The sequence below is a fragment of the Thalassovita taeanensis genome, assembly GCF_900110775.1.
GTDB lineage: Bacteria > Pseudomonadota > Alphaproteobacteria > Rhodobacterales > Rhodobacteraceae > Litorimicrobium > Litorimicrobium taeanense.
In genome coordinates, this window is record NZ_FOEP01000018.1 from 1 (window position 1) to 23,240 (window position 23,240).

Sequence of the window (23,240 nt, forward strand, 5' to 3'; positions counted from 1 at the left end):
AGTATCACATACCCTGAATCAGTCTCAGAAATGCGACACAGGTAAGTCATTGAAAACAAATGGATCGCAGTCTCAAAAACTCCGGCAGACCGACAAACAGCACCAAAATCGAGGATTCCGACGCGTCTGGCGCAGAGATTTCGAGCTCAGCGTCCTATGACTCGTTGAACGGTGACGAACAGGACAAGAGAACCTCTTGGGACGGAGCCTCAATCGCTCTGCCCGCCCACGTGGCCGGCTCCGGCGCGCTCGACCGGTTGATCGATACCGCCCGCGACTACGCCGAGGCCTCGACGGCTGGGAACACGAACAAGGCCTACGCCGCCGACTGGAAACACTTCACCCGCTGGTGCCGGCTGAAAGGCACTGAACCTCTGCCCCCCTCACCCGAGATGGTTGGACTTTATGTGGCGGACCTGGCCGCCGCGACCGGGAAGGCCCCTGCTCTCTCGGTCTCCACCATTGAGCGGCGTCTCTCCGGCCTCGCTTGGAACTACAGGCAGCGCGGGTTCACTCTTGATCGCAAGGACCGCCATGTCGCCACCGTTCTGGCCGGGATTAGGCGCAAACACGCGCGTCCGCCGGTTCAGAAGGAAGCGATCCTGCCCAAGGACATCCAGGCCATGGTGGGCACCCTTCCCTATGATCTCCGCGGGCTTCGAGATCGGGCGATCTTACTTCTGGGCTATGCTGGAGGTCTCCGTCGCTCCGAGATCGTGAGCCTTGACGCGCACAAGGATGATACACCGGACTCCGGCGGTTGGATCGAGATTTTCGAAGATGGCGCTCTGCTGACGCTGAACGCCAAGACCGGGTGGCGCGAGGTCGAGGTCGGGCGCGGCTCAAGCGACCAGACCTGTCCTGTCCACGCACTTGAGCAATGGCTGCATTTTGCAAAGATCGACTTCGGGCCGGTTTTCGTGCGTACGTCGCGGGACGGCAAACGCGCCCTCGAGACAAGACTTTCCGACAAGCACGTCGCCCGGCTGATCAAGGCAACCGTTCTGAAGAGTGGCGTCAGATCCGATCTGCCGGAAGCCAAACGGCTGGCAATGTTCTCTGGCCATTCCTTGCGCGCAGGGCTCGCCTCGTCGGCAGAGGTTGATGAGCGCTATGTGCAAAAGCAACTCGGACATACGTCGGCCGAGATGACCCGGCGCTACCAGCGCAGGCGCGACAGGTTCCGGGTGAATCTGACCAAAGCCGCAGGGCTGTGATGCTTAGGAATCTTGACTCTTTGGTGAAACGCTAAGGTGAAATTCCAGCGCTTCAGTTTCAGCTTACTGCTTCAATTGAAATCGGGAACTAAACGCGACACCACAGGTCATCCTCAGACGTCTCTTCAAGCCCCTCCGCATCCACTAGAGGATCGTCAAAACTATCATACTGCGTAGATACTTGAGGCTTCATATGTGCAAAATACGGCACTTTTGCATTTTACCGAAGTGTTTTTTCAGGGTGCACCTGCACACCTTATATAGCACGCGCGCGCGGTGGTCTGCGAGATCTCTCTGATCGCGCTCAGCGTATGAAAACCAAGGGGTTTTTGATGAGCAGCACCACAGAGAGGGCCCTTGCATCTGTTTACAAACGGTCGTTTATTGGCGCTATATGAAACTGCAAAAGGCCTGTTTTGATGCCATTGATAGGCTACGCGCGCGTTTCAACCGAGGATCAAACCCCCCTGCCCCAGTCGCAGGCCCTGAAATCTGCGGGTTGCGCCGAGATCCATGAAGAACAGGCCTCGGGCGGAAATCGTGCGCGGCCGGTCCTTGCGCGCGTGTTGGAGCGCGTGGCCAAGGGCGACACGCTGGTTGTCGTGCGCATTGATCGTCTGGCGCGATCGCTGTCGCATCTCTTGGAGGTGATCGAGCAGCTTGAGGCGAAGGGCGTGTTCTTTCGCTCCATTCAAGACCCGATCGACACTGCCTCGCCGCAGGGCAAGTTCACGCTGCAGGTTCTGGGGGCCGCGGCCGAGTTTGAACGTGCCTTGATCCGGGAACGCACGAAGGCCGGCTTGGCGAGCGCAAAGACCAAAGGACGCGTGGGCGGCAATCCGGGCCTGCGCGCGCGAGACCCTGCCGCACAGCGCAAGGTGCGGCTGGCGCGGCAGGACGGATATATGGAACGACTAAACGAGACCGCGCAAGACTGGGTACCGCATGTACGCCGGCTGCGCCCTGATATGGCTTGGGAGGATGTGCTGCGCATCATCAACGGCCCCTTGCCCGAGGCGCGGCGTTGGACGCAAAGCCGCCTGTTGCGCGCCGTGAACGCCTATGTCCGCGACGGTTTTCTGCCGACGACGGTCGTCGGTCGGGCAAATCGCCGCGACACGGACGATCGCCTGCCCGCCATTGTCGCAGGCATCAAGGGCGCCAAACCCGACATGACCCTACAGGCCATCTGTGATCGGCTGGAGACTATGCGTGAGCGGACACCGCGCGGAAGGTCCAAGTGGCAGCCGTCATCGGTGAAAATGCTTCTGGAGCGCGCTGAGAAACTTGGGTTGCTTGACTGAATTGAGTAGTGCCTGCGCTTGTGCCTGTGTGATTGAACCACACCATATCTAGAAAGAGCTTGCACGAATCTGATAGCTCGGGCAATAGTCTCGATAAATAACGCGCGGTCACATAAAAAACGCGCCCACGAATCGAGGCAGAGATGAGCGAAGCTGAGCAGGACCTGGACATTGCCATCGGGCATTACGCAGAGCTTCTCGCGTCAAACCTTCATGCGCAACGTGCGGCCCACTTCCCTCCCGACGCCAAGAAAGTCATGCGCAGCCTGACTAGCGGCGAGGCGGCAGAGTTGCTTGGCGTCGATCATACCTACCTTCGCAAGCTTCATCGAGAAGGAAAGATCGCTGACGTCGAAACCACCGCGGGCAGCCACCGTCGGTATACACTCGATGATATCTGGGAGATCCGCCACGCCCTAGAGGCAAACGCGAAGAAGCCTGGGACCTACGTGCCGGGGCGGCGTGCCGGTGACGAGCTTCAGATTGTCTCCGTTGTGAACTTCAAAGGCGGCAGCGGGAAAACGACAACATCAGCTCACCTTGCGCAGCGCTTGGCTCTCAAGGGATATCGTGTCCTTGCGATCGATCTGGACCCCCAAGCATCCTTTTCCGCGCTGCATGGCATCCAGCCTGAGCTGGACCTGATGGAGGGTGGAACGCTGTATGACGCAGTTCGCTATGATGAACCGGTCCCGATCTCTGAAGTAATCCGTAAAACCTACATCCGAGGCCTCGACCTTATCCCCGGGAACCTAGAGCTCATGGAATTCGAACATGAGACGCCGGCTGCCATCCAGCGAGGCGGCGCCCGCGCGTTCTTTGCCCGTGTGCGTGATGCGCTCGATAGTGTTGAAGCAGACTATGACGTCGTCGTCATCGACTGTCCGCCGCAGCTTGGCTTCCTGACCATGTCTGCCTTGTCGGCGTCATCCGGGGTGCTTGTCACCGTTCACCCACAGATGCTTGATCTCATGTCTATGTCGCAGTTTTTGCGCATGACCGCTGATCTGCTTGGCGTCATCCGGGACGCCGGCGCAAACCTTCGCTTTGACTGGCTGCGTTTCCTGCCAACCCGCTACAAGGTGGGCGACGCACCGCAAACTGAGGTCATTGCCTTCATCCGGGGCCTTTTCGGCAGGTCCGTTCTGACCAATCACATGGTCGAATCGACTGCGATTTCGGATGCGGGGCTCACAAAGCAGACGCTCTATGAGGCCGACAAGAAGGAATTCACGCGCCAGACTTTCGATCGCGCGATTGATTCCATGAACGGCGTCAACGACGAGATCGCTGCGATCATTCAGAACACGTGGGGACGCAATGGCAAGAAAGCCTAAACTTGGTCTGCCCTTGCAGACCCTGCGCAACGCGCCCGACGCTCTTGAGGGGCGCAGGCTCCGAGGTGGTGTTTTCGAAATCGACCCCGGTCATATCGAGACTGCAGGTCGGTTAGATGACCGACTTCAGATCGAGATCGAGGGTCTGAGGGCATCGATTTTCAAGAACGGCCAACGTGTTCCGATCCTAGTGCGCCCACTTGAGAGTGATCGCTACAGCCTGATCTATGGCCGCCGTCGCCTTGAGGCTTGCAGAGAACTTGGGATCAAGGTCCGCGCAATTGTCACGGAAATGGAGGGCGATCAGGCGCTTCGCGATCAGTTGCTGGAAAACCAGGAGCGGCGAGATCTGAGCTTTATCGAACGCGCGCTCGTAGCCGCTGCCTTGCTTGATGGAGACCACCTGGGCGAGTCAGAGCGCACCAACAAGGGCGTTGCCGAGGTTCTCAATCTGACCGAGGCTGGGGTTTCGCAGTTGTTAAGCGTTGTCCGCACCGTAGGAGAAGATCTTGTCCTGGCCATCGGTGCGGCACCTGGGATCGGCCGACCCCGATGGGAGGAACTTAAGAAGTGTATTGGGGCTGCAGATGTGGACCACGAGCGACTCGCAGCCTTGGCCAATGAAACCAAATCAATCCATTCGGGTGGAATAGATGAGAAGTCCGACCGGGCATTTTTGGCAGTCCTTTCTGCGGCAGGGAAGACCGAGCACTCCACTTCCTCGATTCGCTCGCGCAGCCAGCCTGAAATGGTCATTCCGGGGGTCGGTGCTGCAACCGTCACGACCGGACGCCGTGGCAAGCAACTCAAGCTCGAGTTGAAGTCCGAGGATACTGAATTTGTCAGCTGGCTTGAGGGCAACGCCCCGCAGCTGCTTACCGAGCTTCATGAGCGCTGGAAGCGCTCAGAAGACTGAGGAAGAGCAACCAACAAAAAGGAGGCACGATACAGGCAAGAATGAAAAAGGCCCCGAGAAGCTAGCTTCACGAGACCTTAATTAGGTTTCGAACGGGACCAGCCCGCTACAAAACTTCAGTTTTCGCACCTCTGAATGTAGCGATCTGGCCCCTCTCCCGCAAGCGCAAAGCGATTCGCGGGCCACTCAAATTTTGCCTTCGTGAATATTTTCATGGAGTACACACCAATTTCGCCGTTTATGCGGCCGATATCGCACGCCCATCTGCGCGTGATCGAGCGGCCTGAGGCATCTGTTCCAGGCAAGCCCGTCAACAAGTGGGAGCTCCTCCGCGAGTTGTCCAAGGCGCAGGCAGCCTTTGGGGTTTCCGAGCGCGACCTGACCGTTCTTCAGGGACTTCTCAGCTTCTTTCCGGACGATGCGCTTGGCGGGAACACCGAAATGGTCGTCTTCCCATCCAACAAGGCGATCTGCGAGCGGCTGAACGGCATGCCTTGCTCGACGATGCGCCGTCACCTCGCCCGGTTGGTAGACGCAGGCTTGCTCATGCGGCGCGATAGCCCCAACGGGAAGCGGTATGTGCGCAAGCGTGGCGAAGATCGCGTGGCCTTCGGCTTTGATCTCTCCCCGCTCTATTGCCGGGCAGAGGAGATTGCACGGGCCGCAGAGGCTGTGCGTGAGGCTGAGGACCGTGTGCGGCGACTGAGGGAGGTGGTGAGCCTCATGCGTCGCGACCTAGCCGCTCTGGCGGAGTTCGGCCAGGAGATCCAGCCCGGGCTTGGCCTATGGGACCAGCTCAGCGATACGGCCGCCCTCACAGCCCGCGCTCTTCGCCGCAAGCTTTCGCTTGAGGATCTGTCGGCATTTAGGGCTGAACTGGAGACTCTCCTTGACCAAGCGCGTAATGTCATTGACGGCCCTGAAACAGAAGAAATGAACACCAATGATGCCCATTTTGAGCGTCACCATCATAATTCAAATAAAGAATCTATAGATCTTGAACCTGCCTTAGATAAAGGCGGGGCGACTGCGGGCAGCCCGCTTGATGTTGATACGGGTGAGCCTTTGGCTGACGTTGAAGGGCCTGACACGAGGCGGGTGCCGAAAATCCCACTTCACCTGGTGATTGCCAGCTGTCCCTCGCTCAAGACTTTCTATCAGGGCGACGTTCGACATTGGCACCAGCTTTTCGACGCTGCTTGTCATGTACGGCCGGCCATGGGGATCAGTGTTTCCGCTTGGGAAGAAGCGCAGCGCTGTATGGGACCAGAGCAAGCCTCGATCGTCGTCGTGGCCATGCTGGAACGTTTTTCCGACATCAGATCACCGGGTGGATACTTGCGGGCGCTGACGTCCAAGGCTGCGGCTGGCGAGTTTTCCTGCGGGCAGATGGTCATGGCGCTGATCGGACGGCGAAGTGCGGCTTAACAGCTGTTAAGTTTCGACGTCGTCGGTGCTCAGTTGGCCTGACTTAACAGCTGTTAAGTCACCTTTTGGCAACCATCCGATCATCGAGAGGGAAAGGAGTGTTGGTTTGAGGGTGACGGGAAGTGAGATCGGGAGAGTGGCTTCTGACGCCCGTCGTGGAGAACATCTGATGACGAAAGCTGTCCAGAAAATCACCATGTCCCCGTCCCGGGATATCCCTTTCGACAAGCTGGTGCTGAGCCAGTCCAACGTGCGGCGCATCAAGGCTGGCGTGTCCGTCGAAGAACTGGCCGAAGACATCGCCCGCCGCGGCCTGTTGCAGAGCCTGAGCGTGCGGCCCGTGTTGGCTGACAATGGGACCGAGACCGGCAAGTTCGAGATCCCGGCCGGTGGCCGTCGGTTCCAAGCATTGTCCCTGCTGGTGAAGCAGAAGCGTTTGGCAAAGACGACGCCCATTCCTTGTATCGTGCGTGATGCAGCGTCCGACATCCTGGCCGAGGACGATTCCCTTGCGGAAAACATGCAGCGCGTCGCCCTGCACCCGCTCGATCAATTCCGCGCGTTTGTGGCGCTGCGGGACAAGGGCCAGAGCGACGCAGAGATTGCTGCGGCCTTCTTCGTGACGCCGCAGGTCGTGAAGCAGCGCTTGAAACTTGCTTCCGTCGCCCCTGCCCTGCTTGAGATCTACGCCGAGGATGGCATGACGCTAGAGCAGCTCATGGCCTTCACCGTGAACCCCGATCACGCGCGTCAGGTTCAGGTCTGGGATGTGATCCATTCATCCTGGAACAAGGAGCCATTCCAGATCCGGCGCATGCTGACCGAGACCTTGGTCCGGGCGTCCGACCGGCGCGCGGTCTTTGTGGGTGTTGATGCCTATGAAGCGGCGGGTGGCACGATGCTGCATGACCTCTTTCAGGGCGATGACGGTGGCTGGCTCGAAGACCCTGCCTTGCTCGATCGGCTGGTGACGGAAAAACTACAGGCCGAGGCTGAGACGGTTGCGGTTGAGGGCTGGAAGTGGATTGAGGTCGCGCTTGACCTGCCCTATGGCTACAGCCATGCGCTGCGGTCCCTGTCTGGCGATCCGGCACCAATGACGGATGACGAAGGCGCGGCTCATGCCAAGTTGCTCGCCGAGTATCGGGCGCTGGAAGAGGAATACGCGGGACAGGATGACATCCCCGACGAGATCGACACGCGGCTTGGCGTGTTGGAAACGGAGATGGAAAAGATCGAGACCCGGCCGTTGATCTTCGACGCGGAGGAGATTGGGCGGGCAGGGGCGTTCGTCACGCTCGACCGCTACGGCGCGCTGGCAGTCTATCGCGGCTATGTACGTCCAGAGGATGAGCCCGTTGAGGAGACCGCGGTCCAGGACGGTACTGATCCTGCGGTTGCGGGGCAGGGGGCTGATCGTGATCTCACCGATGGCCATGCCAGTGCCGCTCATGTCGGAACCATCATCATGTCGGGTGGCCAGCCAATTGGTGGCGACCTACCGGAGGATGAGGATGACGGGGCGTTGAAGCCACTGCCCGAGCGGTTGGTCATGGAGTTGACGGCCCACCGGACGCTGGCGCTGCGTGAAGCGATCGGGCGCTCGCCGGATGTGGCGTTGACGCTGCTGCTTCTGAAGCTCGTCACTGATACTTTCCACACATCAGGGGCGTCAGGCAGCTGCCTAGAGGCTTCTGTGCGTCACGTCTACATGTCGGCGCAGGCGCCCGATCTGAAGGACAGCGTGGTGGCCAAGCTGGTCGACGAACGTCATGCGGAATGGGAAGCCGATCTGCCGCTTGGCGATGATGCAGCGCTCTGGGACTATCTGACGGCCCTCGATCAGGGCAGTCGGTTGGCCTTGCTGGCGCATTGCCTCAGCTTCGGCGTCAACGCGCTGCATGAGAAGGTGAACCCATACGGTGCAGGCATCTCCGCAGGCGGTCTGACCCGGCGGATGGCGCATTCCGATCTCGTGGCGCGTGCCACAGATCTCGACATGGTCGAGGCGGGCTGGGAGCCGACGGTCGACACCTATCTCCACCGCGTGCCCAAGGCCCGCATCCTCGAGGCCGTGCGCGAGGCGAAAGGGGAGGGGACTGCGCAGCTCCTCGATCACCTGAAGAAAAGCGAGATGGCCAGTGAAGCCGAGCGCTTGCTGAAGGGCAGCGGCTGGTTGCCCGAGGTCCTGCGCCGGAACGATCTCGTGGCGCTGGACGATGAGGACAGTGCCGAAGGGCAGGGGGTGGATGTCGAAGTGGCTGACAGCGTCAGTGAAGCTGACCTTCCTGCATTCCTGACGGATGACTTGCCTGCTGAAAGCGCGTCGATGCTGGCCGCGGAATAACGTGATCCAGAGGGGGGCGGAGATTCCGCCCCAAATCACCATATAACGTAACAATATCAATAATATGAATGCGATTGCTCGCATTCGGAATGAGGAATCATGTCTGCCACAACCATCATCGACACAGCCCCCCTCGGGGCGCTCATTCGCTACACCGACGACAGCCCCAAGCCACCGGCACGCTTCACCAAGAAGCTGGCGGCCTGGGAGCGCTCGAACGGTGTAGGCCGTCTCGTGAAGAAGGAGCCGCCCCGGGCCTATCCGACCTGGACGGCTCCCGCGTCGTTTACGCTGCATGAGGGCAACTTCTCCTCGGACGGGGTGATCCTCGTGACCATCATGCGCAGCCATTCCGCTGACAGCACCCTCGTCTTCGAGGTGGCCGAGGATCCGAAGCCCGGGCAGGTGCGCGTGCTTCTGGACTTCGGCGGCAACACGGAGCTGCTGCATTTGGCGGAGTCCGTCACCGCAGCCGAGCTTTGGATCGCCAAGGAAGGATACCGCAATGCGCGGCTCGAAATCGTCGGCGATGAAGAGGGCGAAAGGGCAGGGGGAGCGGACCTGGCCGCCTGAGCCCAACTGAAACCGAGGGGCCCGCCCAAGCGCGGGCCTCTCATCCATCACAACCTTGTCCTTTGAGTTCGCGGGGCGCCAAAGGAGCCATCCCCAAGGAAGAACGTCTTCAACCAAGAGCGTGGCCGGGAGGCTAGCGGCGTTCCAAGCATCAGCGGGACAATCGGCTCCTGACGTTGGGGGACCATCCCCCGCTCGCCATTCCCTTCCTTGCCCCGAATTCTGTCTTCGAGATCAACCCGCGAGGGGTCGGACTACGGGCGAGCCCGTGCCGCCGGGCGGATTCGGACGAGCCGAACGCACCCGGTGATGTCAGCCAGTCTTCGGGCCTTCGAGGTCCTGTCGCGCGGGGGATGGTCCCCCGCCTCCAAGACAGGAGCCAAACAGATGTCCCGCAAAGATGCTCACGCCTTCGCCGCCTCCCTCGCCGCCACGCTCATGGTCTCGATCGTCGTCTTCCAGGCAGGGGATGGAACCTTCGGCGCCGTCCCCGCCGACGAAATCGACGGCGACGAGGTCGTGATCGTCTCGGAGTACGATCCCTTCGGGTGAGGCTTTGGCCTCACTTCCCGAAGGCCCGGGCACGGCGCAGGTGCGCCTCCGGGCCTATCGCCGACCAAGTGATCGGCGATGCCGATCTGAGGCACGCCGGTGTGCCACCCTGGCGCAGATCGTGGTGCGCACAGGCCGCTGGGAGCCGACCTTCACCGCGAAGCGCACGAATGGCAGCGCAAAGCAGCGGGCTGACACTACAACCATCGAAGCATCGGGAAAATTTCACTTGCCTTTAAGAAACACAACATCGTATGATGTAGAAAATCTTAAAGGGGCTGAGCATTGCCGTCATTCAACACTGTGATAGTCTCCACGCTGGTGGACGTTGAAACCCGCCTTGAGGACTTTGACGTCACTCGCCAGCAGATCATGGCTATCGGACAAACCGCCCGCGCCTATGCGGACGACGCCAGCCCCTCCATGCCGCTCAACGCGGCTGGAATGTTGTCTTACATTCACGGCGTTGGCGAACTCCGCCAGCAGCTTGTCGGTCCTGACTATGTGCCGGACAGAACTTGCGGCATTGAAGCGGTTGTAAAACGTGATCGCACTGTCCGCATTGGCTTCCAGAACGTTGATAAATGCTGTGTGAATATGCCGCCCCTGCCACGCTCCGAAAAGGGTAGTGGCGCGGAAAGCCTTTCTGGACCCGATTTGTTTGTCAACGCAGGTATGAAACCCGGCCCCCTCACCGCCGTATTGAAGGACGGTATCCGTACCTACTATGTCATGGTTGGCCTTGATGGCAGTGTGGAACTGTCTTGTCCCGTGATCGAAAAGGGTAAGTTTGTTCACTGGATGGAACGGATATACATCTATTCGCCTGACAGCGACTGGGAGGCAGACCCGCAAACCGATACCGGCCCCATTGAAGACTTCGACATCACCGTTTCCTTCAAACACTAATGTTCAACGCAGATCGTCTCAAAACAGCCCGCGAACGGCGGATGCTGACAGCGAAGGGACTCGCAGAGCGCGTAGGCGTGTCTGCGGTCACTCTCTCAAAGTATGAAAACGGGCATCCGCCCGATGAAGCGACAGCGAAGCGCCTGGCGTTCGCGCTTTCCTATCCAATTGATTTCTTTTACCGGGAAGCGCCAGAGCGTATTGATACCGACGCCGTTAGCTTCCGCAGTCTGTCGCGTATGAAGGCCAAAGAGCGCCGAGCTGCAGAAGCAGCGGGATCGTTGGGAATCGAGCTTTACGAGTGGATCGACTCCCGCTTCAACCTGCCCGCCGCCGACCTTATCGACCTGAGCAAAGAGCGCAGCCGCCCGCATGTCGCCGCCCGCCTTCTGCGCCAGCATTGGGGCATAGGCGACAGGCCTATAGGAAACGTTCTCAAGCTGATCGAGTCAAAGGGTATTCGCGTCCTTTCCCTGTCGGAAGCGACCAAGCATGTTGACGCTTTCTCGTTTTGGCGCGGGGAACATCCCTATGTTTTCTTGAACCAAGAGAAGACGGCGGAACGGTCCATCTTTGATACGGCACATGAGCTTGGACACCTTGTCTTGCATCACCACGCAGGGTCGAAAGCCGACAAAGAGGCAGAGACGCAGGCCGACAGATTTGCATCGGCATTCCTCATGCCCGAAAACGACATGATGGACTATGCGCACCTTTTCACAGTTGGGCAGATCATTTCGGCCAAGAAGCGTTGGAAGGTATCGGCCATGGCCTTGGCATACCGCCTCAATTCTCTGGGCTATATCAGTGAATGGAACTACCGTTCTTTGCTGATCGAGCTTGGGAAGCGAGGCTATCGAAGCGGCGAGCCAGACGGAATCGAGCGTGAGGTTTCGACCGTGCTCGCAAAGGTCTTGGCCGCTCTTTGGTCAAAGGGCATGACTAAGGACGACATCGCCAAAGACCTTGGGATTCCTTTGGGGGAAATCGAGGCCCTTATTTTCCGACTGTCGCCAGATCAACGGGCCGTTAATGAGCCGCACAAACCGGCGCTGCGAGTGGTGAAGTAGCACTGCAAAGCCGGATCCATGAAAGTGTGACGATCACCCGATTCGGCAGTTAATTGTCCGCTCTGTCCAGTCCTGTCATTTCCCGATGCTGTATAGAAAGGCGGTTCAGGGTCGATCGCGTCGCCCACACCCTCAACTTATGGCTAGGTCGCTCGCTGTGTTGCCCGCGTCTAACGCCTCCACGAACCACTGCGGTTTGCGCCCTCGACCGGACCAAGTGAGCGCCGGGTTCTCAGGGTGCCGGTACTTCGCCGCTCCAGGCACCCGCGTGGTTTTCATCTCAGTGCCGACAAGTTCGGCCAGAGAGTAGCCCATTTCTCTGGCCACAGCTTCGACCTTGGTGCGGGCTTCCGCCTTCTGTCGAGCCTCAAAGGTGGAGATCGCCTTGGCGATGTCCTTCTGCATTTTCTTCAGCTCGGGAAGCGACAACGCCTCGAGATCGTAATCAGCCATGCTATGCCTCGTGTCCTGAATGTTCCGGTATCGATAGCCCGCCGCGGCACGGTCCCGCAACTCCCGTCGGCAGGTGGCAGGTGAAGATGGTTGGTTGATCCATAGTCTTTGCCGCCACAGGGGTGCTGGGCTTGGGTTCAGGCAGCCCCGATTGGCCGGATGACAGGGTCTGGCATGGGCTCCCCGCGCATCTCTGTCTCCCGGGCCATCCCTTCGACTGACAATCCCCTAATCCCGTTCGGGCTCCTGCGCGCAACCCCGCGTCAGTCCGGGCCGTGTTGCCCCTTTGGGGCTGCCCGCTCCACCCCGGTCCTCTGGGGGTTTCCGGCGTCCGTTCCGTCCACGTGCACGCGTCACCCGACGGGCTTTTTCCGGGTCTTGTCGAAGGGACGGTCCCGAAGACAGGACACACAGGAGCTTATCATGCAGAACATCGTCATCCTCGCCGGCAACATCGGTCAGACCCCCGAAGTCCGCACTACCCAGGGCGGCACCAAGATCACCAACTTCAGCCTCGCCACCTCCCGCCCCCGCCTCTCGGAAGGTCGCGTCCTGCGCGACGAGAACGGCTACCGGGTCATGGACACGGAATGGCACCGCATCACCTGCTTCAACGGTCTCGGCAAGACGGTCGCGGAGCATTGCGAGAAGGGCATGAAGGTCCTCGTCCACGGCCGCATCCACTACACCAAGTGGATCGACAGCATGGGGAACGACCGCTACGGCTGCGAGATCATCGCCGAGAAGGTCGACTTCCTGAGCCGCCCGAAGTCGGCAGAAAACGAAAACCCCGAGCTGGTCGACCGCGACGACGAGATCCCGTTCTGAAAACGGGGTCTCCCCCTCGGCCCGGCGAGGAAACCCGCCGGGCCTCAAGATCATCCAAGTCAATAAGAAGCGGAGAGATTACCTAATGTCAGTATAGAATTACTGAATAATTAGGGGGCAGTGGGGCATGTAACCGCAGACAACGGGTCGAGCAGACTTCCCACACAATTCGGAAAACGTGACCGAAAGATATGGAAATCACGAGCACGCTCCTGAAACTCGACAAAGTCGGCATTTAGGAGAAAATCCAGATCCTCACGCTGGCGAAAAATTTCAATAGAGAGATCAATCCCATCGCGATCTCCAATCCGTTGTAAATATGCGCGCTCTCGAATGTCAGATCCCCAGATATTTAGAACGATGGCCAATCGCAAAAAGGCAACAGGCGTAGATCTGATGAAGCTGCAAAACGAAGAAGGATATTCCGTCACCTTGCAGCCCACATTGGCCAGTGCAATAACTACTGATGTTGGAATCGCATTCTGATCCAGAACGCTCGTTCTTCCTTGTTCTGATGCCCAGTTTTCGATAGATTGCACTGCTGCCTCTTGGAGATAGAAGTCCAAACTCCTCATCGTTGCATCGATACTGAATTCTTGGAAATCGATGTCAGCGCCGAGCGAAAATGCATGGTCAAGCTCTCTTGCCATGGTTTCACCAAACTCGTAGTTCAAATCTGGTATTGAGTACTCTTCTTGAGCTACTCCCCCTGTCGGCAGCGACATGGCTAACCAAAAACTTGTTAGGGCAAGCGCTAACTTTCGCATTGCTGGCCTCCAGAATGATAGTAAACTGATAGAGAGCGAGAATTTTCCAGCCAGTTTTGGAAGAGATATTCGGCCGAATCAGAAAAATCGTAAGACTCCACAAGAGCACCCTGGGTCCGCGCATATTCAAGCTCAGGTCCACTTAGATTGAAATGCTTTACCTCAACAACACTTCTCCTGCCGTTATCCGCCAATGTCAAATCAGCCAAATCAGAGTAGGCAAACCACGAATTAGGAAGAAACTTATCGTCGACATACAGCCTTTCTCCAAGTTCATCGATCACGAGATTAAAAGAAGCAATTCCTGCTGATGAAGGTAAAATCACAATGCCGTCTGCATTCTCGGGCACAAAGCTTTCGTTAAACAGTACAGACCAGCTGCTTAGATCGTCGTTCACTCTGCCTATTAACGTACCTGCTGGAACGAAAGAGGCAGTGGAGCTCACGTTCGATAATTGTACTATACAGTTCTGGCATGGAACGAGCGCAGACACGTCATAAAAAATCTGCGCAACGACCTCGCTAATAGAAGATTGCAGAGTTTCCCTTCGAAACTCCAATTGTTGGCGTATCCGTTCACTTCGCGCCATCAGATCTGACGCTTCTCCTTCAAGCAATGCAAGCTCAATATCCCTTCGCCGTGAGGCAAGGTCCAACTCGGCGTCTAGTGCATTTCCATTATTGAGTCTGCTTGCATCAGTTCCAAATAAATCGGGAAAGTACGAATCAAGATAACCCAACATTTGTTCGTAAGCTTCGCGTCGGGCGGTTGGATTGGGGATCCGTGGACCGTCTTCGCCGCCGTTGTCAAGTAGCGACCATTGAGAGGAGTATAGCGAAGGTGCTGCAAGGATTGACGAGAGCCTTCGCTCTTGCAGTTGAATATCTAGAAGAAGAGCTCTTTCGTTTAAATTGCGCTGTATCTGGGCCTCGACTATGGTAAGATCGCTTATGGATTGATCAATCTCTTGTCGATAGCCCTCGAGCAGTCTCATGGTCTGCGAAATCTCAATTGGCAATTGTGGATCGAAGAACGAATAGGCCCCATTCAGAGTTCGTCGGGCAGCTAGCGACTCAATTGCAGTACCGCCCAAGTCTTGACCTTCAAGAAGCACATCCAAGAGGCGTGTGTCTTGTAGAACCTCGGCAGGTTCGCTGTTGCTAGAATAAAGAGAAAATAGGTATTGCATGAGCAAAGGATCTAGTGAACTGGGTGGAGATAGAAAAGGCGTTAAGATGAGAAGTTCTGTTTCAGTAGATTGGATAAACCCACTTCTTGGCGCAAAAAGTAGTCTGTTAAAATTTGGTCCAACAGCAACAACCTCAACATTTGCGGAGCAGTAGATCCCTGCCTCTTGTGCAACGGATTGAGCAGCCACTAGAGACGAGGTTAAGCACAACGTTCCCAGAATAGTCTTTTTCATTGGTGGCACGCTCCGTTGGTTGACACACCCTAGATCGCTTGCTGCGATGGTTCGATGATGCACCATTCTCCATGAATTGTCAGCCTTCAGGAACGAGAGCCCACTTCTGAAGGAAAAACATGTGTTTCATAGGCAGAGTGAGAGGGGTGCCGGTTACCCGGTGACGGGTTGAAGGTCGGGAGAGTGGCTTCCGGCGCCTGTCGCGGGAGATAGCCGATGGGCGTTGTGGAAGTTATGGATCCGGTCGTACCGGCGCGGGCTGGTGGCTGGAAGGTGGACGCGAGCCGGGGTGAGCGGAACGGGCGGGTGTCGTCCGAATGGTTCAACCGGCCCGATGACGAGCGGTATCTGTCGCTCGACGATCTCTGGGCCAATGTGAAGGGCCGGTCGGAACGCAGCCGCAGCCGGGTGGTACAGACGGCGGATATCCGGGTCGAGGCTGCGCGCGACAACCCCGAGCGGTTGCACCTGATACTGCCGAAAGCGCATGAACCTGTTGCGCCGACGCATTGGGCGTTTGGCCAACTTGCCAGTATCGTCGGCGCTCCGGCGTCCTATCTGCGGCAGTTGCCCGCGCCGCTGGCGGGGATCAATCTGCAGTATGGCCTGACCAATCATCGCGCCGAGCAGGTCAAAACCTTCGAGACCGAGGATGGCCGCACCGAGCTGCGCGCCGTGACCGGCCCCGACTATGGCCGCATCCATGACCACGAGTTGGTCGAGGCGGTGCAGCGCATCGCGGGTAATGGCACGGGCGACACGCGCTGGAAGGTGCCGGGCGTGCTCGACTGGTCGACCGGGGTCTACAACCCCGATGTCGAGATCAGCCGCGATACGACCACGCTCTATGCCTCGGACCGCGATGTCTTCCTGTTCCTGGTCGACGATCGCAACCCGATCGAAGCGGGCAAGCTGCCCGATGGCTCGCCCGATCTCTACTTTCGGGGGTTCTACTGCTGGAACTCCGAGGTGGGGGCAAAGACCCTCGGCATGGCGAGCTTTTACCTGCGGGCGGTGTGCCAGAACCGCAACCTCTGGGGCGTCGAGGATTTTCAGGAGATCAAGATCCGCCACTCGAAATACGCCGCCTCCCGCTTTGCCCATGAGGCGGCCCCGGCGCTGACGCGGTTTGCCAATTCCTCGCCACAGGGCTTCGTGAACGGCATCAAGGCGGCGCGGCAGCAGATCGTCGCGCGGACGGACGAGGACAGGGATGACTTCCTGCGCAAACGCGGCTTCTCGAAAGCCGAATCCGGCAAGATCATCGAGAAGGTGCTGATGGAAGAGGGCCGCCCGCCCGAGAGCATCTTCGACTTCGTGCAGGGCATCACGCGGCTCGCGCGCGACAAGACCCAGCAGGATGCGCGGCTCGACATGGAAGGGCGCGCCAAGAAGCTGCTCGACCGGGTCGGCTGATAGAACGCCCAAGCAGCGATCGCCCGACACCGGGGCGGTCGCTGCAGCTATTTCTCAACATGCACGTCGCTGGCCATGCCCCGAAAGGGCAGGGGGCTTCGGTGTGCGGATTTCAGCGAGACACCCATGACTCCCCAGGAAGAAACCATCATCCTCGAGGCCCGTGACATCCTCGGCCGCTACCTCAGCCAGAACCCGGTCATCGGCAGCTGGCAGGCGCTGATGGACTATTGCGCTTTGACTGTCCGAGGTCCCATCGAGCGATTCCATGTCCTCTATCTCGACCGCAAGAACCGCGTAATCGCCGATGAGCTTTTGTCGACCGGCACAGTCGATCATGTCCCTGTCTATCCGCGCGAGGTGATCAAGAGAGCCCTGATGCTTAACGCCAGCGCCCTGATCCTGATCCACAACCACCCGTCGGGTGATCCGACGCCGTCCGAGGCTGATCTCAGCATGACCAAGGAGATCCAGAAGGGCTGCAAGTATCTCGGCCTGACGCTGCATGACCACGTCATCGTGGGTGCCGGGACGGAGCTGAGCCTGCGGGGTCTCGGCAAACTCTGACGCTGTGGCCAGATCCATCACCGTCGCCCCTTCGAGGAAGAGGGTGGCGGTTTGGTCTTTGACGGATGAGGCGGGGAGAGTGGCTTCCCGCGCCGTTGGAGATAATGCCATGTTTGACCTTCCCCTGCCGATCCAGCCGAGCCCGCGCCCGATGGGTCCTGTCGCAAATGGCGGGATTGTCGCTTCTGATCCCAGCCTGCCTTTCGCGCTGACGCGGATGCACCGGACGCCTGCAGCCCTGATGTCGGGCACCGCTGCCCCCGTGGTCGTTGAGCGTTTTGCGACCTTGGCCGACGCCATGCAGGGGGCGTTTGAGCATGCGGAGAATAACGGCCCCAATGCAGCGCCGCAGCTACTGGCAATCCTTGATTGCGATCAGCGCCTCGTTGTTGCCGGGGCTGCCAGTCATGGCGCTCTGGCTTGGTGCCACCCTGTCGCCAATGCTCATGAGGCGCGGGCCGTTGTGACCGAGGCGGTTCAACTTCGCGCCCAGGCTGGCCGTGCCACTGATTGGCACGAGCCTGAATTGGCGCAGCGGCTGCGTCACCGTGCCGATCTGCTGGATGCGCGTTTGGTCGATCCGCTCTGGCGCGCCTTTGCCGCCCGTGCGCTGCAGATCGCGGCGTGACGCCCGAGAGACAGAGGAGGGCTGGGAGGGGGTTGAGCCTTCGGGGGGCAGAGGAGTGCGCCACCCGGGGGGTCTGACCTGTCCTCACCGAACGGAGATATCCATGACCCAGACTGAACCCACTCTGGCCGCACCGCTGCGGCCTTCCACTGTCGATTTCAGGGTGATCCTTGCCGCGCATGCCGAACGCACCGCCCGGACCCTCGCTCTGCGCCCGGGCAACAAAGACCGGCTCTTCGATGGTCTCATTGCCGCCGGCATCACCCATGTCACTGTGACCTTCGACGGTGCCGGGGACAGCGGCCAGATCGAAAGCATCGACGCATGGTCCGGCGAGACCACTGTCGATTTCCCCGCGATCGAGATCGCATACGCCGCGCTTACCTGGGACGCCCCCGAGGTCGAGATGCGGCAGCTCTCGCTGGAGGATGTCGTCGAGCAGCTGGCCTACGACTTCCTTTCCGACACCCATGGCGGCTGGGAGAACAACGACGGCGCTTACGGCGAGTTCTGCTTCGACGCTGCGGCCCGCTGCATCCATCTCGAGTTCAACGAGCGCTTCACCTCGTCCGAACTCTACACGCATGATTTCTGAGGGGGCGACGATGGCACATCCCTACCACCACGCCCTGTCCTCAGTGAAGAAATGGGGCGGCACGGTCGATGATTTCATCGCGGTGCATACATGGTTCGACCAAAGCAAGGAGATCAGCGCCGATTTTCGGCACCGGGCCCTGCGGCACCATGCCGAGGGCATATTCATGGCCGAGACGATCTTCGGCCAGACCATCACGCTCTCGACCGGGCGCATCATCCCGACCCGCTGGGTTGGCGAGCAGCATGTGAAGGAAGACCTCGGCTTCATCCCGAGTTTCGCCGACTGGGTGAAGGCCATCCGACCCGAGCCATGGATGGGCCGGTCCGAGCAGATCGAGGCGCAGGTCGATCCGCATCTCGCCTCGCCCGTGGTCGAGGTCAGCTGACATGATCGATCCGGCTTATCAGCGCCTCGGTCTGCCGCCGACGGCATCGCCCCAGACAGTTCTGCGCGCGGCGGTCCGGGCGCTGCACCCCGACACGCGCGCCGTGCGCAGCTTCCGGACGGCGCGCAAGCGCTTCTACCGGCAGATGCTCTGCGCGCATGCCGCACGGCAGGCATCGGGTGACAATCCGACCGGCTGATCGCTTCCAACCAACCCTTCATCCCAATCCAGCGCCCGGCCCCAAGGCCCGGGTTTCTCAATCTCAGGAGGTCCCCATGGCGGATTACTTCACCCATTTCTCATGCCTGATCGACGTTGGCACGCCCGACAAGGCCGCCCGCGCGCTCGCGCTGTTTCATGACCTGCGCGCTGCGGATCAGGACGCCGACGACCCGGAGGTCGCAGGCTTCGACCTCGTGCGCCAAGATGGCCCCGTGGACAGCACCCTCTGGATCCATGACGACGAGCACGGCGATGTCGAGGCGGTTATCCGTTTCGTGCTGCGCCTTGCAGAAGACCTCGAGCTCACCGGCCTTTGGGGGTTTCAGTACGGGCTGACCTGTTCCCGTCCGCGCCTCGACGCCTTCGGCGGTGGCGCGCATGTCATCGATCTCGGTGCCCGCAAATCCATCGGCTGGACCAGCACGCAAGAATGGCTGGCCGTCGCACTGAACGGGGTGGATTTCGATGCCTGAGGTCATCTGCACAACAGTCTACCAGTTCCCTGAACTCTCCGACGTCGCCAAGGAAAAGGCGCGCAGCTGGTATCGCGAGCTCGGCCCCCACGACGATTGGTGGGACGCGGTCTATGAGGATTTCGAGCGGGTCTGCGAGATCCTCGGCATTCGCCTGAAGACCACGCCTGTGCGGCTGATGGGCGGCGGGACACGGGCCAAGCCCAGCATCTGGTTCTCCGGGTTCTGGAGCCAGGGCGATGGAGCGTCTTTTGAAGGGTACTTCAGCCACACCAAAGGCGCGCCCGCGCGCATCCGGGACTACGCGCCGCAGGACGCGACGCTGCACAGCATTGCCGACCGGCTGCGGGCCATCCAGCGGCACAACTTTTACCAGCTTGCTGCCGAGGTCAGCCATCGTGGTCGCTACTACCACGAATACACCATGTCCGTGGACGTAACCCGCGATAGCCCGACCTGGCAGCCGCCCACCGAGGACGCAGAGGAGATCGTGACCGAGGCGCTGCGCGACCTTGCCCGCTGGCTCTACCGTCAGCTTCAGAGTGAATACGACCACCTTACCTCGGACGAGTCCGTTGAGGACGGCATCATCGCCAATGAATACACCTTCACCGAAGAAGGGCGGCGGTTCGGGTGAGGACTATCGGGCAATTGACCTGACGAGCGTCACGAGAGGGTCAAACTCGTGCTGATCGGCCGCTCTCAGCGCCTCGATATAGGCCGCGCGGTGTGCACTGTCGGCGTTCAGCGTGCCGCCGCCGGACCAGTCGAGGAAGATTGCCCGGTCGATCTTTGCCAGGTAGGCGTCTGCCATGATCCGCGCCCAACGTCCGTTGCCGTTGGCGAAGGGATGGATCCAGACCAGGCGGTGATGCAGGCGCGCCGTGGCTTCCAGCGGGTCAAAGCTCTTGTGGTCGCGCCAGTACCGGGCGTCATCAAGGCAGGTGCGCAGTTCGGTTGAAATGTGCCAAACCGGCACGCCGATATTCTTCTCGGTCAGGCGATAGACGCCTGCCCAGTCCCAGACCTCGCCGAAGAGGCGCTTGTGAATCTCGCGGACGGCAGCATCGGTCAGCAGATCGAACGACTTGGGTCGTCGGTCGAGCCAGGTCAGGCCGGCGATGATGTTTTCGCCTTCGAGCTCGTTCAATTCGCCGCGGGTCGCGATGTGCTTGGCCCTGAGGCCAAGCAATTCGTCCGGTGTCAGGGGTGTCGCCCCAGCGGGTTCATGAAGCTCCAGCGTCATTGCCAGAAATCCCGGCGGCCTTCACGGATGATGTCGGCCGCCAGGTCCTCGACCATCTCGGCCTCGCTGCGCAGGCCCTCACTCTGCTCCTCGAGGGCCATATGCGCCCGTGTGCGCTGGATGATGCGGCGGGCTTTCGTGCGCGCTTGAGCCAGGACGATCTCCTCGACCGGGCCTTCGCGCGGGACGATGGCATAGACGAGACGTCCGCCCATGGCCTCGGCGATCTTCTCGAGCTGGTTCAGCGAGATCGCTCCCGCCTGCTCATTCCGGATTGATGCATAGATCGTGTTGCGCGAAACATCGAGACGTTCGGCAAGGGCGGGCGCGTTCATCCCGATCGCTTCCTGAAACGTGGCGATCCAGCCACCGAACGGCTTTGCAAGCGACTTTGCCAGGCTGGCAGCCTGGTTGATCCTATCTTGGGCCTGACGTTGCTTCGCGCGAGTGACGGACATGTGCCAACCTGAGAGTTTGCATTCCTGCATGAAGTGCAGGTCTATAATATGGCAGCAAGGCTAAGATTGCAACATCATAGATGTGCATAAACGCTTGTGGCGCGATATCATAGATTGGCAAACGTATGGATTTTGCCAAGCTGAGATGTGGCAAAAGGTTGCGCCATGATCATGTTCCCGGCGCTGTTTGCCCTGATCAACGCTCTCTCGGGTCCCTGTCGACGTCGTCATCTGGTTCGTGCGGCGGCTTGCCTTAGGCAGGGCGAAGTCATGGCCTGTCGACTTAAAAAGCTCTATTCGGAACAAAGGCCTGTGGGTGTTGGATGCAGAGAATGGATATATCGCGCGAGGAGCTTTTTGCTCTCATTTGGGAGAAGCCGACCGTGGAGGTCGCGCGTAACATGGGCATCTCGGACGTTGCCGTTGCCAAGCTCTGCGCGCGCCTTCAAGTGCCGAAACCGCCCCGAGGATATTGGGCGCGCGTAGAAGCAGGACAAGCGCCACGGCGTCCTCCGCTGCGTGCATTTCGCGACGAAATCGAGGAGCGCCGGAAAGCCCTCGCGCGCCCGTGTCCGCGTCCGGGCGCCGTCAGGCTGTCGCCGATTCAGCGTAAGTTCGTCGACCAGGCGCTTCTGGAGTTCCTGGCGAAGGGAGGCGACCCTGAGACCACAAAGGTTGTGTCCAACCAGATCAGGGACATGCCTCCCTACATCGCCACACAGCTGCTGCTCCTCATCCAGAACCGCTACCTCGTCTGGGTCAAGAATGGCGATGTCGATGTCGCGTTGAGCCATGGCGTCACGCAAAGCCTTGCGGGTCTTGTCGACAAGATGCTTCCGGTGGCAAAGCCACAGGTCATTGTTCTGCCCCGCGCCGACCGCTGCTTCGATGAGGACCGGAAAGAACCGTCCATCCTGATCCGACTGACGGCGCATTTGCAGGAGCGTATAGCCCAGTTGGCGATGTTGGTGCGGGATCAGAAGCTTGCGCTTGTCGTCATGCCGCTCGTCACCCTCGATCATGCGTGGTCCGCGCATCATGTCTATTCTGCGGAAAACTACACGACAGCCAGCAGTCAGCTTTGCGTATCGGCCACCGAACTCTGGGTAGATTGCACCATGAATGCACCGCATTACCGCGGCGCTGACACCGAGACCTTCAAGACCGAGAAGGTCGCCTTGCGTGACATCATGCCGATCGACCTGATGCCATCGAAGGAAGTGGAGATCCCGCCAGCGGTTGGCCGCGTGCGGATAAAGCAGCATTGGCCCCGTCTACGGGCGCTTATCGAGGCCGAACGTGTGCACGAGATGTTGGAGCGCAGCACCTATGCCTTGGAGCGGGATATCCCGGACGACCAGATCGCCATCGCGGATCGCATCTGGTTCGGGGGCGATCACCCGATGCTGGCTGCGAGAAGGGCATGGGATCGCTTGTCAGACGAGATGGAGCGTTGGGGTGAAGAGATCGAGGCCGAACGAGCCGATCTGTGCTGCACCATTTTGGGCATCGCTTTGGGCGACGTCGTGGTGCAATCACACAAGGGCCAGATCACGCGCATTCAAGTCTCTCGGACGAGCATGAACATCACCGAAAACCGGTCATTCTTCATCGTTGAAGGACAACGGTTTCGGAAAGATGGCACGGTGGGCAAACGCATTGACTCCATCTGGATCGACTTCTGAAGGGAAAACAGTCCCGCTGATCCGCGCTCACTTGTTCCCGTCGATCCATTTCGACATCAGCCCCTTGTCGCGGAAACATTCATCCGGGACGGCGCGGCGTTTGATGCGGGCAAGGCGCTCGGCGAAGGCGACTTGTTTTGATGACGGGCGGCTGTCCTGCGCGCCCAGGTTCAGCTTGGCCTGTGCATCGATCCACGCGCTCAAGGAGCGCCGATCTTGCTGAACGTCCCACGGCAGAAGCGTCTGGTTGCGCAGGGCCAGCGCGCGTGCGTAGGCGATCTGCTTGGGCGTCGCGGGCAGGGCGTAAGTAGTGCTTTCCATCGGGGATCTCCCTTCTTAGCGTGGCTCTTAAATTAGAACATAACAGGAACAAAAGCAAGCCACCTGCGGAAATCATGGGGTTTAAGAGGAAGAGGAGGGCCGGGGAAGGTCAGGCC

26 protein-coding genes are annotated in these 23,240 nt (G+C 59.5%); 20 read left to right on the forward strand and 6 right to left on the reverse strand.

What is annotated here, in order from left to right; all coding sequences use genetic code 11:
• Positions 1 to 59 precede the first annotated feature (59 nt).
• The 10 genes from BSF79_RS17515 to BSF79_RS17560 all read left to right on the forward strand — a co-directional run bounded on the left by BSF79_RS17515 (position 60) and on the right by BSF79_RS17560 (position 11,653).
• Positions 60 to 1,217 (forward strand): tyrosine-type recombinase/integrase, encoded by a 1,158-nt coding sequence (locus BSF79_RS17515; RefSeq protein WP_245776444.1) that lies wholly within the window; start codon positions 60 to 62, stop codon positions 1,215 to 1,217.
• A 419-nt stretch (positions 1,218 to 1,636) separates the two neighbouring features.
• On the forward strand, positions 1,637 to 2,521 hold the full coding sequence (locus BSF79_RS17520) for a recombinase family protein (RefSeq protein ID WP_090271131.1): 885 nt from the start codon (positions 1,637 to 1,639) through the stop codon (positions 2,519 to 2,521).
• Between the two features lie 143 nt (positions 2,522 to 2,664).
• Positions 2,665 to 3,858, forward strand: coding sequence for a plasmid partitioning protein RepA (gene repA / locus BSF79_RS17525; protein WP_090271132.1), 1,194 nt, complete (start codon positions 2,665 to 2,667; stop codon positions 3,856 to 3,858).
• The gene (repB, locus tag BSF79_RS17530; protein ID WP_090271133.1) at positions 3,842 to 4,774 is read left to right on the forward strand and encodes a plasmid partitioning protein RepB; all 933 of its coding nucleotides are present in this window, start codon (positions 3,842 to 3,844) and stop codon (positions 4,772 to 4,774) included. Before repA ends, repB begins: the two co-directional genes overlap by 17 nt.
• A gap of 213 nt (positions 4,775 to 4,987) precedes the next feature.
• Complete coding sequence (repC, locus tag BSF79_RS17535; protein ID WP_090271134.1) at positions 4,988 to 6,202, forward strand: plasmid replication protein RepC; 1,215 nt, start codon at positions 4,988 to 4,990, stop codon at positions 6,200 to 6,202.
• Between the two features lie 169 nt (positions 6,203 to 6,371).
• The gene (locus BSF79_RS17540) at positions 6,372 to 8,549 is read left to right on the forward strand and encodes a ParB/RepB/Spo0J family partition protein (protein WP_090271135.1); all 2,178 of its coding nucleotides are present in this window, start codon (positions 6,372 to 6,374) and stop codon (positions 8,547 to 8,549) included.
• Between the two features lie 99 nt (positions 8,550 to 8,648).
• Complete coding sequence (locus BSF79_RS17545) at positions 8,649 to 9,122, forward strand: hypothetical protein (RefSeq protein ID WP_090271136.1); 474 nt, start codon at positions 8,649 to 8,651, stop codon at positions 9,120 to 9,122.
• 387 nt (positions 9,123 to 9,509) lie between these two features.
• Entirely contained in the window at positions 9,510 to 9,674 is a 165-nt protein-coding gene (locus tag BSF79_RS19865; protein WP_007803240.1) for a hypothetical protein, read from the forward strand.
• 285 nt (positions 9,675 to 9,959) lie between these two features.
• Positions 9,960 to 10,583 carry a hypothetical protein gene (locus BSF79_RS17555; protein ID WP_090271138.1) on the forward strand — a complete coding sequence of 208 codons (624 nt, stop codon included), beginning with the start codon at positions 9,960 to 9,962 and terminating at the stop codon, positions 10,581 to 10,583.
• Positions 10,583 to 11,653, forward strand: a complete 1,071-nt coding sequence (locus BSF79_RS17560) for a helix-turn-helix domain-containing protein (RefSeq protein ID WP_067296439.1) — start codon at positions 10,583 to 10,585, stop codon at positions 11,651 to 11,653. Before BSF79_RS17555 ends, BSF79_RS17560 begins: the two co-directional genes overlap by 1 nt.
• A gap of 132 nt (positions 11,654 to 11,785) precedes the next feature.
• Here the strand turns inward: BSF79_RS17560 and BSF79_RS17565 are convergent, their stop codons facing one another.
• The gene (locus BSF79_RS17565; RefSeq protein ID WP_072244793.1) at positions 11,786 to 12,106 is read right to left on the reverse strand and encodes an H-NS histone family protein; all 321 of its coding nucleotides are present in this window, start codon (positions 12,104 to 12,106) and stop codon (positions 11,786 to 11,788) included.
• A gap of 423 nt (positions 12,107 to 12,529) precedes the next feature.
• Between BSF79_RS17565 and BSF79_RS17570 the strand changes: the two genes are divergently transcribed.
• On the forward strand, positions 12,530 to 12,934 hold the full coding sequence (locus BSF79_RS17570) for a single-stranded DNA-binding protein (RefSeq protein ID WP_090271194.1): 405 nt from the start codon (positions 12,530 to 12,532) through the stop codon (positions 12,932 to 12,934).
• A 110-nt stretch (positions 12,935 to 13,044) separates the two neighbouring features.
• Here the strand turns inward: BSF79_RS17570 and BSF79_RS17575 are convergent, their stop codons facing one another.
• Both BSF79_RS17575 and BSF79_RS17580 read right to left on the reverse strand, forming a co-directional pair.
• On the reverse strand, positions 13,045 to 13,659 hold the full coding sequence (locus BSF79_RS17575) for a hypothetical protein (RefSeq protein WP_090271139.1): 615 nt from the start codon (positions 13,657 to 13,659) through the stop codon (positions 13,045 to 13,047).
• Between the two features lie 29 nt (positions 13,660 to 13,688).
• Complete coding sequence (locus BSF79_RS17580; protein ID WP_139246488.1) at positions 13,689 to 15,125, reverse strand: hypothetical protein; 1,437 nt, start codon at positions 15,123 to 15,125, stop codon at positions 13,689 to 13,691.
• A 216-nt stretch (positions 15,126 to 15,341) separates the two neighbouring features.
• Between BSF79_RS17580 and BSF79_RS17585 the strand changes: the two genes are divergently transcribed.
• The 8 genes from BSF79_RS17585 to BSF79_RS17620 all read left to right on the forward strand — a co-directional run bounded on the left by BSF79_RS17585 (position 15,342) and on the right by BSF79_RS17620 (position 20,051).
• Positions 15,342 to 16,541: a DUF932 domain-containing protein gene (locus BSF79_RS17585; protein WP_090271141.1), complete on the forward strand. Its 1,200-nt coding sequence runs from the start codon at positions 15,342 to 15,344 to the stop codon at positions 16,539 to 16,541.
• A 126-nt stretch (positions 16,542 to 16,667) separates the two neighbouring features.
• On the forward strand, positions 16,668 to 17,108 hold the full coding sequence (locus tag BSF79_RS17590) for a JAB domain-containing protein (RefSeq protein WP_090271195.1): 441 nt from the start codon (positions 16,668 to 16,670) through the stop codon (positions 17,106 to 17,108).
• A 109-nt stretch (positions 17,109 to 17,217) separates the two neighbouring features.
• A complete protein-coding gene (locus BSF79_RS17595; protein WP_090271142.1) occupies positions 17,218 to 17,736 on the forward strand; it encodes a DNA repair protein RadC in 519 nt (172 codons plus the stop codon).
• Positions 17,737 to 17,839: 103 nt separating this feature from the next.
• Entirely contained in the window at positions 17,840 to 18,331 is a 492-nt protein-coding gene (locus BSF79_RS17600) for a DUF6878 family protein (protein ID WP_090271143.1), read from the forward strand.
• Positions 18,332 to 18,341: 10 nt separating this feature from the next.
• On the forward strand, positions 18,342 to 18,719 hold the full coding sequence (locus tag BSF79_RS17605) for a DUF6915 family protein (protein WP_090271144.1): 378 nt from the start codon (positions 18,342 to 18,344) through the stop codon (positions 18,717 to 18,719).
• A 1-nt stretch (position 18,720) separates the two neighbouring features.
• On the forward strand, positions 18,721 to 18,918 hold the full coding sequence (locus BSF79_RS17610; RefSeq protein WP_090271145.1) for a hypothetical protein: 198 nt from the start codon (positions 18,721 to 18,723) through the stop codon (positions 18,916 to 18,918).
• Between the two features lie 76 nt (positions 18,919 to 18,994).
• Positions 18,995 to 19,414: a hypothetical protein gene (locus BSF79_RS17615; RefSeq protein ID WP_090271146.1), complete on the forward strand. Its 420-nt coding sequence runs from the start codon at positions 18,995 to 18,997 to the stop codon at positions 19,412 to 19,414.
• Entirely contained in the window at positions 19,407 to 20,051 is a 645-nt protein-coding gene (locus tag BSF79_RS17620) for an antitoxin of toxin-antitoxin stability system (protein ID WP_090271147.1), read from the forward strand. Before BSF79_RS17615 ends, BSF79_RS17620 begins: the two co-directional genes overlap by 8 nt.
• A 3-nt stretch (positions 20,052 to 20,054) precedes the next feature.
• On the opposite strand, the gene BSF79_RS17625 is transcribed toward BSF79_RS17620, so the two are convergent.
• Positions 20,055 to 20,660, reverse strand: a complete 606-nt coding sequence (locus BSF79_RS17625; RefSeq protein WP_175545371.1) for a mobile mystery protein B — start codon at positions 20,658 to 20,660, stop codon at positions 20,055 to 20,057.
• Positions 20,657 to 21,118, reverse strand: coding sequence for a helix-turn-helix domain-containing protein (locus BSF79_RS17630; RefSeq protein ID WP_090271148.1), 462 nt, complete (start codon positions 21,116 to 21,118; stop codon positions 20,657 to 20,659). The genes BSF79_RS17625 and BSF79_RS17630 overlap by 4 nt, the downstream gene beginning before the upstream one ends.
• Positions 21,119 to 21,450: 332 nt before the next feature.
• Here BSF79_RS17630 and BSF79_RS17635 point away from each other — a divergent pair, with 332 nt between their 5' ends.
• Positions 21,451 to 22,803 carry a hypothetical protein gene (locus BSF79_RS17635; RefSeq protein ID WP_090271149.1) on the forward strand — a complete coding sequence of 451 codons (1,353 nt, stop codon included), beginning with the start codon at positions 21,451 to 21,453 and terminating at the stop codon, positions 22,801 to 22,803.
• A 27-nt stretch (positions 22,804 to 22,830) separates the two neighbouring features.
• Here BSF79_RS17635 and BSF79_RS17640 read toward each other — a convergent pair whose 3' ends face one another.
• Positions 22,831 to 23,124 carry a hypothetical protein gene (locus BSF79_RS17640; protein ID WP_009820102.1) on the reverse strand — a complete coding sequence of 98 codons (294 nt, stop codon included), beginning with the start codon at positions 23,122 to 23,124 and terminating at the stop codon, positions 22,831 to 22,833.
• Positions 23,125 to 23,240 lie beyond the last annotated feature (116 nt).

Coding starts and splice junctions, on each gene's coding strand:
- BSF79_RS17515 (WP_245776444.1), top strand. CDS start 60: ATGGATCGCAGTCTCAAAAACTCCGGCAGACCGACAAACAGCACCAAA.
- BSF79_RS17520 (WP_090271131.1), top strand. CDS start 1,637: ATGCCATTGATAGGCTACGCGCGCGTTTCAACCGAGGATCAAACCCCC.
- repA (WP_090271132.1), top strand. CDS start 2,665: ATGAGCGAAGCTGAGCAGGACCTGGACATTGCCATCGGGCATTACGCA.
- repB (WP_090271133.1), top strand. CDS start 3,842: ATGGCAAGAAAGCCTAAACTTGGTCTGCCCTTGCAGACCCTGCGCAAC.
- repC (WP_090271134.1), top strand. CDS start 4,988: ATGGAGTACACACCAATTTCGCCGTTTATGCGGCCGATATCGCACGCC.
- BSF79_RS17540 (WP_090271135.1), top strand. CDS start 6,372: ATGACGAAAGCTGTCCAGAAAATCACCATGTCCCCGTCCCGGGATATC.
- BSF79_RS17545 (WP_090271136.1), top strand. CDS start 8,649: ATGTCTGCCACAACCATCATCGACACAGCCCCCCTCGGGGCGCTCATT.
- BSF79_RS19865 (WP_007803240.1), top strand. CDS start 9,510: ATGTCCCGCAAAGATGCTCACGCCTTCGCCGCCTCCCTCGCCGCCACG.
- BSF79_RS17560 (WP_067296439.1), top strand. CDS start 10,583: ATGTTCAACGCAGATCGTCTCAAAACAGCCCGCGAACGGCGGATGCTG.
- BSF79_RS17565 (WP_072244793.1), bottom strand. CDS start 12,106: ATGGCTGATTACGATCTCGAGGCGTTGTCGCTTCCCGAGCTGAAGAAA.
- BSF79_RS17570 (WP_090271194.1), top strand. CDS start 12,530: ATGCAGAACATCGTCATCCTCGCCGGCAACATCGGTCAGACCCCCGAA.
- BSF79_RS17575 (WP_090271139.1), bottom strand. CDS start 13,659: ATGTCGCTGCCGACAGGGGGAGTAGCTCAAGAAGAGTACTCAATACCA.
- BSF79_RS17580 (WP_139246488.1), bottom strand. CDS start 15,125: ATGAAAAAGACTATTCTGGGAACGTTGTGCTTAACCTCGTCTCTAGTG.
- BSF79_RS17585 (WP_090271141.1), top strand. CDS start 15,342: ATGGGCGTTGTGGAAGTTATGGATCCGGTCGTACCGGCGCGGGCTGGT.
- BSF79_RS17590 (WP_090271195.1), top strand. CDS start 16,668: ATGACTCCCCAGGAAGAAACCATCATCCTCGAGGCCCGTGACATCCTC.
- BSF79_RS17595 (WP_090271142.1), top strand. CDS start 17,218: ATGTTTGACCTTCCCCTGCCGATCCAGCCGAGCCCGCGCCCGATGGGT.
- BSF79_RS17600 (WP_090271143.1), top strand. CDS start 17,840: ATGACCCAGACTGAACCCACTCTGGCCGCACCGCTGCGGCCTTCCACT.
- BSF79_RS17605 (WP_090271144.1), top strand. CDS start 18,342: ATGGCACATCCCTACCACCACGCCCTGTCCTCAGTGAAGAAATGGGGC.
- BSF79_RS17610 (WP_090271145.1), top strand. CDS start 18,721: ATGATCGATCCGGCTTATCAGCGCCTCGGTCTGCCGCCGACGGCATCG.
- BSF79_RS17615 (WP_090271146.1), top strand. CDS start 18,995: ATGGCGGATTACTTCACCCATTTCTCATGCCTGATCGACGTTGGCACG.
- BSF79_RS17620 (WP_090271147.1), top strand. CDS start 19,407: ATGCCTGAGGTCATCTGCACAACAGTCTACCAGTTCCCTGAACTCTCC.
- BSF79_RS17625 (WP_175545371.1), bottom strand. CDS start 20,660: ATGACGCTGGAGCTTCATGAACCCGCTGGGGCGACACCCCTGACACCG.
- BSF79_RS17630 (WP_090271148.1), bottom strand. CDS start 21,118: ATGTCCGTCACTCGCGCGAAGCAACGTCAGGCCCAAGATAGGATCAAC.
- BSF79_RS17635 (WP_090271149.1), top strand. CDS start 21,451: ATGGATATATCGCGCGAGGAGCTTTTTGCTCTCATTTGGGAGAAGCCG.
- BSF79_RS17640 (WP_009820102.1), bottom strand. CDS start 23,124: ATGGAAAGCACTACTTACGCCCTGCCCGCGACGCCCAAGCAGATCGCC.